A 13,868-nucleotide genomic window follows, 5' to 3' on the forward strand; every position below is an offset into this window, starting at 1 on the left:
GACGCTTGCTGTATGACCCGAGGTCATGTCGTGCAAGCGGTTATGTGACGCATTGCAGAAAGCAACCTGTGCAGAAGAAGGCGGTTGCCAGCGCCGATGTGTTGCATTCTAGCATGTCATCAGCCAAAAGCCTACGTATCCGCAAGTCCAAAGCGGGATGCGGCAGCGCTGGCTCCTGTGACGGTAGTGCCAAGCGCACTAGACAGCTAGTGCCAGACGCATTAATGCGAGGTAATACTGAACTTCTGCTGAGCTACTTGAGTTACTGCTGACCGAGTCCTGCTGAGTCTACCGAGTTGACGCAGACTCTTGTTTGATTTCGGCCTGACTACGGAGATCTTTCCGAGCAGTTTTCTCTTTTGTAAGTGCTCCCTCAAGACCTGAAAGCACCAGGACACTGACCATATCGGCCAGTTCATCCATGGGGATCTCTGAATCGGTTTCCATCCAGTGGCGGTAAACAGACAGCAAGCCTGCGCAGAAGAATGAAACGAAGTACTCAAGATGTTTGCCAAGGGAATGTCCCAGATGAAGCGAATCATTCTCGATGATCACAGACACCATAATGGGCTCGATTCGCCGCAGTACTTGAAACATATCCATGTGCCCTAAGATAAGTGCTCGTTCGTCGAGACCCGATGCAAGCTCGGTGCTCAACAGGGCATACATTTTGTTGACATCAATATGTCCATCGCCATCAATTGATCCTTCGCGCAGGATATCGGCAATGCGTTGTGATTCTTCGTAGAGCAATTCATCGATGAGGCTATCGATTGAATCATAGTGCAGGTAAAACGTTTTGCGATCGATATCAGCAGCGCGGGCGAGTGCGGTTACCGATATCTTATCGGGCTGTTGCGTGCGAGCCAACGAAAGAAAAGCAGTGCGTATTGCAGCACGGGTACGCACAACGCGTCGGTCTTGCTTTCTTCTTTCGTTTTGCATAAGTGCTCCTAATTTTCTTTATCAGCTGTATATCAATAGCATCAAATAGATTGTTTACTGCAATAAAGAATCAAATTAAGCCTGCAATCTTCCCCTGAACTCATTCAGGTGAGTATTACTCCCCAAGAGGGTAGTGCTTTGGCAATTGTCTTTACCTGAGCATAATTTTACAATTTCCCCAACGAGAAATATTCAACAATTGTTGAATAAAGGAGGGATAAACTATGAAGGCAATCGATCAGATCAAACGTGCCGGGCTCATGAAAACGGTCGACTATCTTCTGGAGGATCCCGAGGCACGTGCAACGAAGATCATGGACATGATTGATAAGGTTGCCCCCGCCAATCTATTCCCCTCACAGCGGCTTGCATTCCGCGACGCCATTGAACAGAAGAGCGACTGGTACCAGCTTATTATGAAGATTGCCGATTTGAATCCGGCGATGCGCGACACCTTTATTAAGAACTTTCTGGTTGATGGCAACCTTATGGCCTGGGGTCGGCAGGAAGAAATGCGCGAAAAGTATCAGTGCAACATTCCATGGGCGATTCTGCTTGATCCAACAAGTGCCTGCAACCTGCACTGTATCGGGTGCTGGGCAGCCGACTATGGGCATAAGCTCAATCTCAGCTACGAAGACATCGACTCGATTATCAATCAGGGCGTTGATCTTGGAGTTCATATCTATATCTACACGGGTGGTGAACCGCTCGTGCGCAAGCGCGACCTTATGCGGTTGTGCGAAGAACACCAAGACTGTACATTCCTCTGTTTTACGAACGCCACGCTTATCGATGAGGACTTTTGCCAAGATCTACTTCGGGTGAAGAACTTTGTTCCTGCCATTAGTGCTGAGGGGTTCGAAGAAACAACTGACGCGCGTCGGGGTGAAGGAGTGTACCAGCGCATTGTAGATGCGATGGCGCTGCTGAAAGAACATGGATTGCCTTTTGGTATTTCCGCCTGTTTAACCAGTCAAAACACAGAGAGTGTTGGCAGTGAAGAGTATTTTGATTGGCTGATCGATCAGGGCGCTCTTTTCTGCTGGGTGTTTACCTACATGCCGGTGGGTGTTGATTCTGATATCTCGCTTATGCCTACGGTGACACAGCGACGCCGTATGTACGACTTCATTCGCGCTATGCGTAAGACAAAACCGCTGTTTACTCTTGATTTTCAGAATGACGGGGAATATGTCGGAGGTTGTATTGCGGGTGGTCGTCGATATCTGCATATTAATGCGGCAGGTGACGTAGAACCGTGCGTTTTTATTCACTATTCAAATGTCAACATTCACGATGTGTCGCTGCTCGAAGCGTTGCGCTCGCCGCTCTTCATGGAATATTACGAGGGTCAGCCCTTTAATAATAATTTGTTGCGCCCTTGTCCCATGCTCGAGAATCCGGATTGTCTGCCAGCGATGGTCGAGCGAGCGGGAGCTCATTCGACCGATTTGCAGGCGCAGGAAACGGCTGATGAACTGTGCGCGAAGTGCCATTCATTTGCTGAAAAGTGGGCGCCGGCTGCTGATGACATGTGGAACAACGAAAGTGATCCGGAATTTGAGCGGCGCCAAGATCCGTATAAAGGCATGTCAGAAAGCGACATTAGTAAGTTCAATCGCTTAGCGCAGCAGCGCGCGGGCAAGAGTGCTTAAAAGATCACTTAATTGGGTGCCTTGTTGTGTCTTCGAGTTTTCATTTTTTGAGCAAATGAAATGCCACATGTTCTTCGGGTCTCTTTCAGAATGTTTTCAGGGAGTATTTCTAGAATCCCCTTCGTACTCAAAGACGGCTAGACCGTTATATGCGAAGGGGATTATATGGCACGCAACATCAGCAGAAGAGGCTTCTTGAAGGGTTTAGCCGCAGCAGCTGGTGTGGCAACTATTCCCGTTTTAGCAAACATTGACCCACTGGCATTTGGATGGGGCCCAGCACCTGCTTACGCCGATGAAGTGTTTAACGATCCATCGCAGCGCGGCTCTCTCAAAAGCCGGTTTGCCGTTATCAGCGACACGCATGTGACAGCCGATAATGCCACCTATGTAAATAACCTTAAACAGGCTTTTGCTGACCTGGCTTCCATAGCTGATCAGCCTGAATACATCGTTGTTAACGGTGACTTAGTCAACGATGGCACTACAGAAGAATACGATCTCTTTATGTCGCTGGCCGCTAACGCTGGTATCAAGCGCTCGTCGCTCAAGATGGTTATGGGTAACCACGAACAGTCGACCGACGACTATGGCAACGAACTGTACGAGCAGCGTCGGGCAACATTTATGCAGTATGCGGGAACCTCTTCAGTGTATTACGACACCGAAGTATCTAGTTTGCACTTAATTGTTGTGGGGCCCGACTTAAATCCTACGAATGATTGGGTGAATTTCAAGCTGAGTACCGATCAGTTACTCTGGTTAGATGACTTGCTGCAGAAAGACGAAGATCGTGGCGTGGTGTCGTATGTGTTTTGTCACGAGCCACTGCAAAACACTGTGAAAGACACGCGCATTACTCAATGGGGTTATAACAACTCTATAGAAAATGACAGTGCGCTTGCTCAGGTGATTGACGCACACAAGAACACGGTGCTCTTCAGCGGGCACACGCATGCGTACCCTGATGTCGCACGTTCTGCAGAAGGACGGTTGTATGTTGGCACGGGGTCGGTTGCTTATGCGTACCCGAAGGGTTCGTCAGACACCGATGCGAGTGAAGCGGTAGAATCAAATGGTCTGATGGTAAGCGTGTACGAGCGGTGTATTCGCATTCAAGTGCGCGATTTTATTACCGGTAGCTGGAGTGACGATTTGTTCTACGCACTTCCCACGACGAACGCATCAAGCAAGTAATTAAGGAACCTCCGCTGGGAATATGTTTGCAGCATTCCATCACGGGCTTTTCGGCCACTCTGTTCGCTGACCGCTTGCATCGTGCGCACTTTGGTATAGAGTTAAGACTGATATTCGCAAGTGATTGCGCAAGTGGGTCGCAAGAGAACAGCGGTCAGACGACGGAAGAAGGTTCTATGTGCCAAAATGGCGTGAATACCGGTCAGTATAAGATGATGCTCGAGCAAATCGACGATCAGATTGCAGTCAATCGTCGCTGGGCACACAAGTTGGCACATCTAGCTGGCGATAACGGCTATCAAAAGACGGACGAAGTTATGCATCAGGTACAAGAGCTGCTTGATGAAGCACGTGCTCTTATGACCGATGCAAAGGATGCGCTTGACGAAGATGCGGAAACGCTCGCAGGTGTGACCGTTAACTTGGTATAACGTCTTACGCAAGCCGAGCAGGCGAATCGGTAAGACGGCGTTTCCGTGCAGTGTGTGCTAACAACAAGAGTGCGCAGCGCGGATGGGCGAAACAGCAAAACGCGTGACGTGTGCACAGATTGCCGTCCGAATTGCGTTTGCACCTGACAGGAGACGATACGGATGCCTCATGATCTAATGCGTTTCTCGGTGGCTATGCCCGAGGATCTCCTTATAGAATTCGACCAACTTGTTGCTCGACGAGGTCTTTCAAAAAATCGCAGCGAGGTTATTCGCGATTTGGTGCGCGAAGCACTTGTTGAAGCCGAATGTGCCACACCGGGGTGCGAAGTCATGGGCACCCTCACGATTGTATTCAACCATCACGCCAACGACTTGCGTGACCGGCTTGACGACATCCAACATCATTACGTTGAGAACATTATTTCTTCGACGCACGTGCACCTTGACGAGCACAGTTGCTTGGAAGTTATTATCATGCGTGGCGAAACAGGGCTTGTGCAGGGTATATCCGATATGATTTTGGGCACAAAAGGAGTAAAAACTGGGCGGTTGGTTTTAACGACAACGGGAAAATTCATTTAGCTGCGGTACCGTTGAATGAAAGCATTGAACGGAAGTGCGTGCACGGACACATGAGGCGGTAAGAAAGGCACGCACATGATAGCGCGCGACAACCAAAAGCATGCGCGGCGGTCAAAGAAGAAATCGCACACGATAGCGCAAAGGCAAAACAATCGCGCACAGCGGCCAAGGAAGGAAGAAAACAGGAATGGACGAAACAGTACTGCTTGGCCATGGCAGCGGCGGATCGATGATGCGACGTATTATCGACCAGGTATTTATGGAAGCGTATGGGAGCGATGAGCTTGCCCAGGGCAACGATGCAGCCAACCTGCCACTGCCTGCTTCGGGCGAACGCCTTGCGTATTCCACCGACAGTTTTGTGGTAACGCCGTGTTTCTTCCCGGGTGGCGATATTGGCCATCTGGCAGTCTGCGGAACCGTTAACGATGTTGCCACAGCGGGCGCCCGCCCAGTGTATTTGAGCAGCGCTTTTATCTTAGAAGAAGGGTTCCCTGTTGCCGACTTGAAGCGCATCTGTGCTTCGATGGCCCAAACGGCACGCGAAGCAGGCGTGCGTATTGTTACGGGTGACACAAAGGTGGTCAATCGCGGTCATGGCGACGGTGTATATATCAATACTTCAGGCATTGGTTTTATTCCCCAAGGCCGCGCGCTCGGCGGCGATAAATGCCAGCCGGGCGACAAGATTTTGGTGTCGGGAACGCTGGGCGATCATGGCATCACCATTATGAGCTGCCGCGAACAGCTGTCGTTTAAGGCTGATTTGCGCAGCGATGCCGCTCCCCTTAATCACTTGATTGAAGATGTGCTCAAAGCAGCGCCGAATACTCGGTGTTTCCGCGACCCAACACGTGGAGGTCTGGCTTCAACAGCGAATGAACTGGCTGAACAGTCGGGTGTTGATATGGTAATCGACGAAGACGCCGTGCCGGTAAAAGACATGGTACGAGGAGCCTGTGATATGCTCGGCTACGATGTGCTACAAGTTGCCAACGAAGGCAAAATGGTTTGTGTAGTACCGCCCGACGAAGCCGATGCTGCTTGTGAGGCCATGCGCGCGAATAAATATGGCATTGATGCGGCCATTATTGGTGAGGTTCGTCTTTCCAATGCGGCGCGGGGTAGCCGCGTAACCGTGCGTACAGCGTTTGGGTCTGAACGTATTCTGGATATGCTGGTGGGAGAACAGCTTCCTCGTATCTGCTAGTTCCTCCCAATCCTCCTAAAAACGATTTTTTACTAAATGCCTGTTGCATCAAACTGAGCACATGGTATCTTGCGCAGAGGCAGAAACCAGCTTTTGACGAGGGCTGGTTCATACAAGAAGCCATATACCAAAAAATAGGGAAGGAGAAGTCCCATGGCGCATCCTATTATTAGTGAAGAGGAATGCATCGGCTGCGGCATCTGTGTTGATGCTTGCCCACAGGAAGTTTTAGAGGTTATCGGCGGTATTGCCGCAACAGAAAACGAAGACGCTTGCATTGCCTGTGGTGATTGCCTTGAGGAATGCCCGATGGCTGCTATCACCGAAATTGTTGAGGACTAATACGCGCTACAACGCTCAGGCGATACGATTCTCTAGAATCATTGAAGCAGTGTGCGTGTATTGAAGTGGTGTGCGTGCGAGGTAGTAGGCACCGTAGTATGCACACCTCTGCGATCGTTAACGGGCAATCCTCCGTGCGCATAAACTTAGTAACGCGTGGATGACAGCCAGGCGACGGAACAGCGCCATTTGTTCATATTTCATCCTATAACCCAGAATAATACCAGTTCAAAGCTATTTTTATTCTTCAGCGCATAGCAATTTATAAAATTTGACAGTGATTGACTAAGATTTTATATTGGCTACACGCAAATAATTTCTGTGGTGACTAGTTACTAGTGTGCCATCAGACAATGGAAAGGAAGAGAGAAATGGCAAAGATTATCGGTATTGACTTGGGTACTACCAATTCAGCCATGGCCGTTATGGAGGGCTCAGAGCCAGAAATCCTGGTGAACGCTGAGGGCGATCGCACAACGCCGTCGGTTGTGGGCTTTCGTAAAGATGGCGAACGTGTTGTTGGTAAGGCAGCTAAGAATCAGGCGGTTACCAACCCCACGAATACCGTTTCGTCAGTTAAGCGCTTTATCGGACGTTCGTTTGCTGAGACTGCCGAAGAGCGTAAAACTGTTTCGTACACGGTGAAGGATGGCAAAGACGGCCGTGCTGTTATCGATATCGACGGCAAAGATTACATGCCGGAAGAAATTTCCGCCATGGTGCTTCAGAAGCTGAAGAACGATGCAGAAAAGCAGGTCGGTAGCCCTATTACTCAGGCGGTTATTACGGTGCCCGCGTACTTTAATGACGCACAGCGTCAGGCCACCAAGGATGCAGGCAAAATTGCTGGCCTTGAAGTCATGCGTATTATCAACGAGCCGACGGCAGCTGCGTTAGCGTATGGCCTTGACAAGACAAACAAAGATGAAAAGGTTCTCGTTTTCGACTTGGGTGGCGGTACATTCGACGTATCGGTGCTTGAGCTGGGCGATGGCGTGTTTGAGGTGTGCTCAACAGCTGGCGACAACCATCTTGGTGGCGATGACTGGGATCAGCGTGTTATCGATTGGATGGCTGATAAATTCAAGACCGATAACGGCATCGACCTGCGCGAAGACAAGATGGCTCTGCAGCGTTTGAAGGAAGCTGCAGAAAAGGCCAAGATTGAGCTTTCAAGTACGACACAAACCAACATTAATCTACCGTTTATCACCGCGGATGCCACTGGTCCGAAGCATCTTGACTACACGTTAACGCGTGCCGAGTTTGAGCGTATTACGCATGATTTGCTCGAGCGCTGCAAGCAACCGGTTCAGCGTGCGCTATCCGATGCGGGCCTTTCGACAGGCGATGTCAATGAAGTGCTGCTCGTTGGCGGTTCGTCTCGTATGCCGGCGGTACAGGAACTCGTAAAGACTGTTACTGGCAAGCAGCCGAACATGTCGGTTAACCCCGACGAAGTGGTTGCCATGGGCGCTGCTGTTCAGGGTGGTGTGTTGGCAGGCGACGTAGAAGGTATTCTTCTGCTAGACGTTACCCCGCTTTCTTTAGGTGTTGAAACCATGGGCGGCGTGATGACCAAGATGATCGACCGCAACACGACAATCCCAACGCGCAAGACTGAAGTATATTCCACGGCTGCTGATAATCAGACCAGTGTAGAAATTCACGTACTGCAGGGCGAACGCGAGATGGCTGCCGACAATAAGACGCTTGGCAAGTTCCAGCTGACTGGCATTCCAGCTGCACGCCGTGGGGTACCGCAGATTGAGGTTACGTTCGACATTGACGCTAATGGCATCGTCAACGTGTCCGCAAAAGATCTGGGCACCGGCAAGCAGCAACAGATTACTATCTCGGGTTCGACGGCACTTTCCGACGATGAAGTTGATCGTATGGTCAAAGACGCTGAGTCGCATGCCGAAGAGGACAAGAAACGCAAAGAAGAAGTAGAAGTGCGCAACAACTGCGACAGTTTGGTCAATGCTACCGAGCAGACACTTTCTGAATTGGGCGACAAGGTTCCCGAGGATACGAAGAAGCTGGCTGAAGAAGCTTTGTCCGAAGCTAAGAGTGCTCTGGCTGGTACCGACGCTGACGCTATCAAGGCAGCCACCGAAAAGCTGCAGCAAGCTGGCTATAAGCTTTCTGAGGTTGTATACAGCCAAAACGCTGCGCAGCCGGGTGCTGATGCAGCAGGCGCGGCAGGTGCGGCGGCGCAGGCGGGTCAAGCTGCGGGCGACGATACCATCGAAGCTGACTACGAAGTTGTCGACGACAACAAGAACGACGGGAAGTAGGAATTATGAGAGGCGCGAAGGATTTTACCGATAACGTCTCAGAAACCGCCGAGTCTGCCCGGTCAGGCTCAGCGGATGCCGAGGCGCAAACTGCCAACATGCACGCTGCCACGGCAAGCGATACGGCAGCGGACACCGCCGCAGACACAGAAGTTGATGTGCCTATCGATGGCGAGCCAACTGTTTCTGAGGGTACCGATAGCATGCCGGGCAACAACTCAGCTGTCGAAGGTGCAAGCGAAGCAGCAGGTGATGATCTTGCTGCCGCTCAAGCGCAGGCTGCTGCTTGGCAGGACAAGTTCATGCGTCTGCATGCGGAATGGGATACCTACCGCCGTCGCATGAACGAGCAGCGCGACGATGAACGTAAGCGCGCTACCGAAAAGCTCGTGGGCGATTTGTTGCCAGTGCTTGATGACTTTGAGCGCAGTATTGACTACGCGCAGAACAACGGCGAGGGTGACCTGCTTGATGGCGTTCAAAAAGTGCATACTAAACTTGTCGACGTGCTGGTGAAGTGTGGAGTTGAGGTAATCGATCCTGTTGGCGAGGCATTCAATGCACTCGAGGCGCAGGCTGTTGCAACGGTGGAACGTACCGATATCTTCGACGAAACCGTACAGGATGTGTATCAAAAGGGGTACAAGATGGGTCGAAAAGTTATTCGACCGGCTATGGTAACCGTCACATCCGGGGGCCCAAAGAGAGAAAAGGAAGATCCCCTCGAAGAGACAGAGGATTTCTCAAAGTAACAGTAACTGTAGGAAGGCGGGTCGGCGATAGCACGGCCCGCTTTTAGTAAGAAAGCGATAGAAGGAAAGGATGGTGGAGCGTCATGCCTCAGACAACTCCTGATTATTACAAAACGCTCGGCGTTCCACGTTCGGCGACATCCGACGAGATCAAGAAAGCGTTTCGCAAGCTTGCACGCAAGCTTCATCCCGACGCCGGGGGCGACGAAACAAAGTTCAAAGAGCTTAACGAAGCATATGAAGTGCTCAGCGACGAAAAGAAACGCGCTTTATATGATCAGTACGGCACTGCCAAGGAAAGTGAGATCCCTTCAGGATGGGGCGGAGGCTTTGGCGGCAATGGCGGTTATACCGTCAATGTGAATGGCGCCGATTTCGGAGGAAGCTGGGCTGATATTCTCGAAAGTATTCGCCGTGGTGAAGGAGCATTTGGAACTGATTGGGGTTTTGGTGACTTTGGCCAGGGTACAAGAAGTCGGGTACAAAGGCCTCGGCGTGGACGTGATGTCAACGTCACGCTGCAGGTAACCTTTAACGAGGCTTTCAACGGCGCAGAGAAACGCGTCAGCGTAAAAGTTCCGGGTGCAAGCAACCCTGAACAGGTGTCTTGCAAGATTCCTGCTGGTGCAGTTGATGGCGGTCGCATTCGCGCTAAAGGTCGTGGCGGCTTTGGTGAAGCGGGCGGTGCGCGTGGTGATCTTTTGATTACAACACGCATCAAACCCGATTCGCTGTATACCCGCGATGGTGCTGACGTATTGATGGATGTCCCAGTGAGCATCGACGAAGCAGCGCTGGGAGCCCAGGTGGATGTTCCGCTGCCGCAAGGGAAAAAGGTGCGCCTTAAGATACCTGCGGGAACACAGGATGGTACGGTGCTTACACTGCGTGGCGAAGGTGCCCTGCGTTTAAAGGGTTCTGGTTCGGGTGATGTGCGCGCGACAATACGCGTGCGCATTCCTCGGTCTTTGAATGATAAACAGAAAGCAGCGCTTGAAGCATTTGCCCAGGCACGAAAGGGAAGTAACGAGAAGGTGAGATCCTGGTGAGAGACGATCGCAACGAACCACTGTATATGATCAGCGTAGCAGCTAAATTAGCGGGCGTGCACCCACAGACGTTACGTTCCTACGAGCAAAAGGGTCTGGTTACCCCCCAGCGCACCAGCGGGAATACTCGTATGTACTCACAGGCAGATATTGATCGCCTTGAGCTCATCAACGAATTAACCGATGAGGGCATCAACCTGACGGGCGTTATTCGCATTATGGATTTGGAAGGACGCATCGAAGAGCGCGACCGTGAACTTGATGCCTTACATAGAAAAGTGCGGCGCTTGGCCGACCGCGTGCATGAACTCGAAACACGCGAGAGCATTACTTCGCTTGTGGCGGTACGTTCAACCGCCCTGCGTCGTTTACCTTCGCGACTCGACTAAGTGCGGCCCAGCGTAAAGTGCGTGAATAAAGCCAGCAGAGAGTAAAGCTCTATGGGTAAGGTCGCACATAGAACAGCGCTGAAGGAAGAAAAACGGAAACGAAAACCGAACAATTACAGATAACAACGATTTCAGACAACGAGCCACTGTAGATACGTAACAACTGCGATGAGCAACGACAGCTGAACATACAAGCTGAACAACTACGGAATAAAAAGCGTCTCGCAAAGGAGGACGTATATGAGACTTGATAAATTAGCGATCACCGCACAGGAGGCCCTGCAGGTGGCTATGGGTATCGCGGGGGAACATGACAATCCCACCGTTGAGCCGATTCACCTGCTAGCTGCGCTGATCGATTCAAACGAAAATAACCTAGAGGCCATTATCAAACGCATTGGGGCTGATGCAGCTCAACTGCGTACCCTTGTCTCCGATGAGGTGGAAAAGCTTCCGCACACACAGGGTTCCATGAGCGTGCCGTCAAATGCACTGCTCCAAGTGCTTGATCGCGCGGTTAAAGCAGCAGAGAAGCTCGGCGATAGTTATGCGACGAGCGAGCACGTACTGATTGCGCTGTCCGAAGATAAAGGCGCTGCGGGCCGTATTCTTTCAGGGCAGGGTGTTACGCGCAAGAATATCGAAGAAGCTTACGAAGAATTGCGCGGCGACACACGAGTGACCGAAGCCGACCAGAAGGCGGAATTTGAAGCGCTTGAAAAGTATGGGCAGAATTTGACCCAACAGGCGCGCGAAGGCAAGCTTGATCCAGTTATCGGTCGTTCGGAAGAGATCCGTCGCACCGTTCAAGTGCTATCGCGTCGCACGAAGAACAACCCGGTGCTTATTGGTGAGCCCGGTGTGGGTAAAACAGCTATCGTCGAAGGACTCGCGCAGCGTATTGTTGCGGGCGATGTACCGACGAGCTTACGCGATCGCGACATTATTGCGCTTGATCTGGGCTCCATGATGGCTGGCGCGAAGTATCGCGGCGAATTTGAAGACCGTCTCAAGGCAGTTCTGCGTGAAGTCAAAGATGCAGAAGGGCGCATCATCCTGTTCATCGACGAATTGCATACTATTGTCGGGGCAGGGTCAACGGGCGATAGCTCGCTTGACGCCGGCAATATGCTCAAGCCGGCTTTAGCGCGTGGTGAACTTCATGCGATTGGCGCAACGACACTCGACGAGTATCACAAGTACATCGAAAAGGACGCAGCGCTTGAGCGCCGTTTTCAGCCAGTAATTGTGGGCGAGCCTACAGTTGAGGACACTATTGCCATTCTGCGTGGTCTGAAAGAAAAGTACGAGATTCACCATGGCGTTCGCATTACCGACAATGCACTCGTGGCAGCGGCTGAACTTTCAAATCGCTATATATCTGATCGCTTCCTTCCTGATAAGGCTATTGACCTTATGGACGAGGCAGCGAGCCGTCTGCGCATTGAAATTGACAGCATGCCTGAAGAGGTTGATCTTGCGAGCCGCAAGCTCACACAGATGCAGATCGAAGAGCAGGCGCTCATGAAGGAAGGTGATGCAGCCAGCAAAGAGCGTCTTGCTGCGCTGCAGCAAGAGATTGCCTCAGCACAGGAAGATCTGGATAAGCGCAAGGCTGAATGGAAAAACGAAAAAGACGTTATCGTTCGTGTACAAGAGCTGAAAAGCGAACTAGAAGCTGCGCAGAGTGAAGAAGAGCGTGCCACTCGCGAGGGCGATTTATCCCGCGCTAGTGAGTTGCGCTATGCACGTATCCCTGAGCTGAAAAATCAGCTGGCCGATGCAGAAACGGAACTCAACGCCAAACAGCAGGATGGTGCCATCCTGAAAGAAGAAGTCTCCGAAGAAGAGATTGCTGAAGTGGTGTCTACCTGGACGGGCATCCCTGTGTCAAAGATGATGCAAGGGGAAATGGCTAAGCTTGCCGACCTGGAAGATCGCTTGCATGAGAGGGTCGTGGGGCAGGACGAGGCTGTGTCAGCAGTGGCGGGGGCTATCCGGCGCAATCGGGCTGGCCTTTCCGATCCTGATAGGCCTATCGGTAGCTTCTTATTCCTTGGTCCCACCGGCGTGGGCAAGACCGAATTGGCTAAGGCACTTGCTGAGTATCTGTTCGATACCGAGCGGGCCATGGTACGTATTGACATGTCTGAATACATGGAAAAGTTCAGCGTGCAGCGGCTGATTGGTGCTCCTCCGGGATATGTTGGCTACGACGAAGGTGGTCAGCTCACCGAAGCGGTTCGCCGTCGCCCTTACAGCGTGATCTTGCTTGACGAAATCGAGAAAGCACACCCGGATGTATTTAATATCCTGTTGCAGGTGCTTGATGACGGTCGTCTTACCGATGGGCAAGGGCGTGTTGTCAGCTTCAAGAACGCCATCATTATTATGACGAGCAATGTGGGCAGTCAGTTTATTCGCGAGTTTGCTGAAAATGGCGATGAAAAGCAGATGCGTGAAGCGATTGATGATGCGCTGCGGCAGACATTCCGTCCGGAATTCATCAATCGTATTGATGATGTCGTGGTCTTCAATTCACTGTCGTTTAATGCGATCGAGCCGATTGTCGATTTGCAGCTCGAAGACGTGCGGGATCGTTTAGCTCAGCGCCGTATTCAGCTGGAGGTCAAGCCAGATGCTATGCAGCAATTGGCACTCGACGGCTACGATCCGGTGTTTGGTGCGCGTCCATTAAAGCGCCTGATCCAAAAGGAAATTGTTGATCGGGTGGCAAACGAGATCGTACGCGGGCATGTGCTTGACGGATCGAAGGTTGTTATCAGCCTTGATGATGAACTGCACTATCACTGCACAGTGGAAGAGCCAGCAGGTCAGCCTGAGTTGGGTGTCTAAAATGTCGTTGCAGTAAATGCACTACAGACGTGCGTGTTTCTATAGACGTGCATGTGGAACGCGGGATGAAACAGTTCGTCCCGCGTTCTCTTTTTGAAAGCTGTCATGCTACACTGCGCTTTCGGGTTAAGATAACTGCGCGGCAAGCGCGGCA

Annotated in this window: 12 protein-coding genes; 11 read left to right on the forward strand and 1 reads right to left on the reverse strand. The window is 51.4% G+C overall.

What is annotated here, in order from left to right:
• Positions 1 to 288: 288 nt before the first annotated feature.
• Entirely contained in the window at positions 289 to 945 is a 657-nt protein-coding gene (locus CCUR_RS00275; protein WP_012802479.1) for a TetR/AcrR family transcriptional regulator, read from the reverse strand.
• A 224-nt stretch (positions 946 to 1,169) separates the two neighbouring features.
• Here CCUR_RS00275 and CCUR_RS00280 point away from each other — a divergent pair, with 224 nt between their 5' ends.
• From CCUR_RS00280 to clpB, 11 genes are all read left to right on the forward strand, one after another.
• Positions 1,170 to 2,603 carry a radical SAM protein gene (locus CCUR_RS00280; protein ID WP_012802480.1) on the forward strand — a complete coding sequence of 478 codons (1,434 nt, stop codon included), beginning with the start codon at positions 1,170 to 1,172 and terminating at the stop codon, positions 2,601 to 2,603.
• Positions 2,604 to 2,768: 165 nt separating this feature from the next.
• A complete protein-coding gene (locus CCUR_RS00285; protein ID WP_012802481.1) occupies positions 2,769 to 3,800 on the forward strand; it encodes a metallophosphoesterase in 1,032 nt (343 codons plus the stop codon).
• A gap of 26 nt (positions 3,801 to 3,826) precedes the next feature.
• Positions 3,827 to 4,231 carry a hypothetical protein gene (locus CCUR_RS07615; protein ID WP_012802482.1) on the forward strand — a complete coding sequence of 135 codons (405 nt, stop codon included), beginning with the start codon at positions 3,827 to 3,829 and terminating at the stop codon, positions 4,229 to 4,231.
• A gap of 162 nt (positions 4,232 to 4,393) precedes the next feature.
• Positions 4,394 to 4,816 (forward strand): nickel-responsive transcriptional regulator NikR, encoded by a 423-nt coding sequence (nikR, locus tag CCUR_RS00295; RefSeq protein WP_012802483.1) that lies wholly within the window; start codon positions 4,394 to 4,396, stop codon positions 4,814 to 4,816.
• Between the two features lie 187 nt (positions 4,817 to 5,003).
• On the forward strand, positions 5,004 to 6,026 hold the full coding sequence (gene hypE, locus CCUR_RS00300; RefSeq protein WP_012802484.1) for a hydrogenase expression/formation protein HypE: 1,023 nt from the start codon (positions 5,004 to 5,006) through the stop codon (positions 6,024 to 6,026).
• Positions 6,027 to 6,179: 153 nt separating this feature from the next.
• Positions 6,180 to 6,368, forward strand: coding sequence for a 4Fe-4S binding protein (locus tag CCUR_RS00305; protein WP_012802486.1), 189 nt, complete (start codon positions 6,180 to 6,182; stop codon positions 6,366 to 6,368).
• A gap of 371 nt (positions 6,369 to 6,739) precedes the next feature.
• On the forward strand, positions 6,740 to 8,668 hold the full coding sequence (gene dnaK / locus CCUR_RS00310) for a molecular chaperone DnaK (protein WP_012802487.1): 1,929 nt from the start codon (positions 6,740 to 6,742) through the stop codon (positions 8,666 to 8,668).
• Positions 8,669 to 8,673: 5 nt separating this feature from the next.
• Positions 8,674 to 9,420: a nucleotide exchange factor GrpE gene (locus CCUR_RS00315; protein WP_012802488.1), complete on the forward strand. Its 747-nt coding sequence runs from the start codon at positions 8,674 to 8,676 to the stop codon at positions 9,418 to 9,420.
• A gap of 83 nt (positions 9,421 to 9,503) precedes the next feature.
• Positions 9,504 to 10,469, forward strand: coding sequence for a DnaJ C-terminal domain-containing protein (locus CCUR_RS00320; protein WP_012802489.1), 966 nt, complete (start codon positions 9,504 to 9,506; stop codon positions 10,467 to 10,469).
• Between the two features lie 26 nt (positions 10,470 to 10,495).
• A complete protein-coding gene (locus tag CCUR_RS00325) occupies positions 10,496 to 10,858 on the forward strand; it encodes a heat shock protein transcriptional repressor HspR (RefSeq protein WP_049754310.1) in 363 nt (120 codons plus the stop codon).
• Positions 10,859 to 11,098: 240 nt separating this feature from the next.
• The gene (clpB, locus tag CCUR_RS00330; RefSeq protein WP_012802491.1) at positions 11,099 to 13,714 is read left to right on the forward strand and encodes an ATP-dependent chaperone ClpB; all 2,616 of its coding nucleotides are present in this window, start codon (positions 11,099 to 11,101) and stop codon (positions 13,712 to 13,714) included.
• Positions 13,715 to 13,868 lie beyond the last annotated feature (154 nt).

It is taken from the genome of Cryptobacterium curtum DSM 15641 (assembly GCF_000023845.1).
Taxonomy (GTDB): Bacteria; Actinomycetota; Coriobacteriia; order Coriobacteriales; family Eggerthellaceae; genus Cryptobacterium; species Cryptobacterium curtum.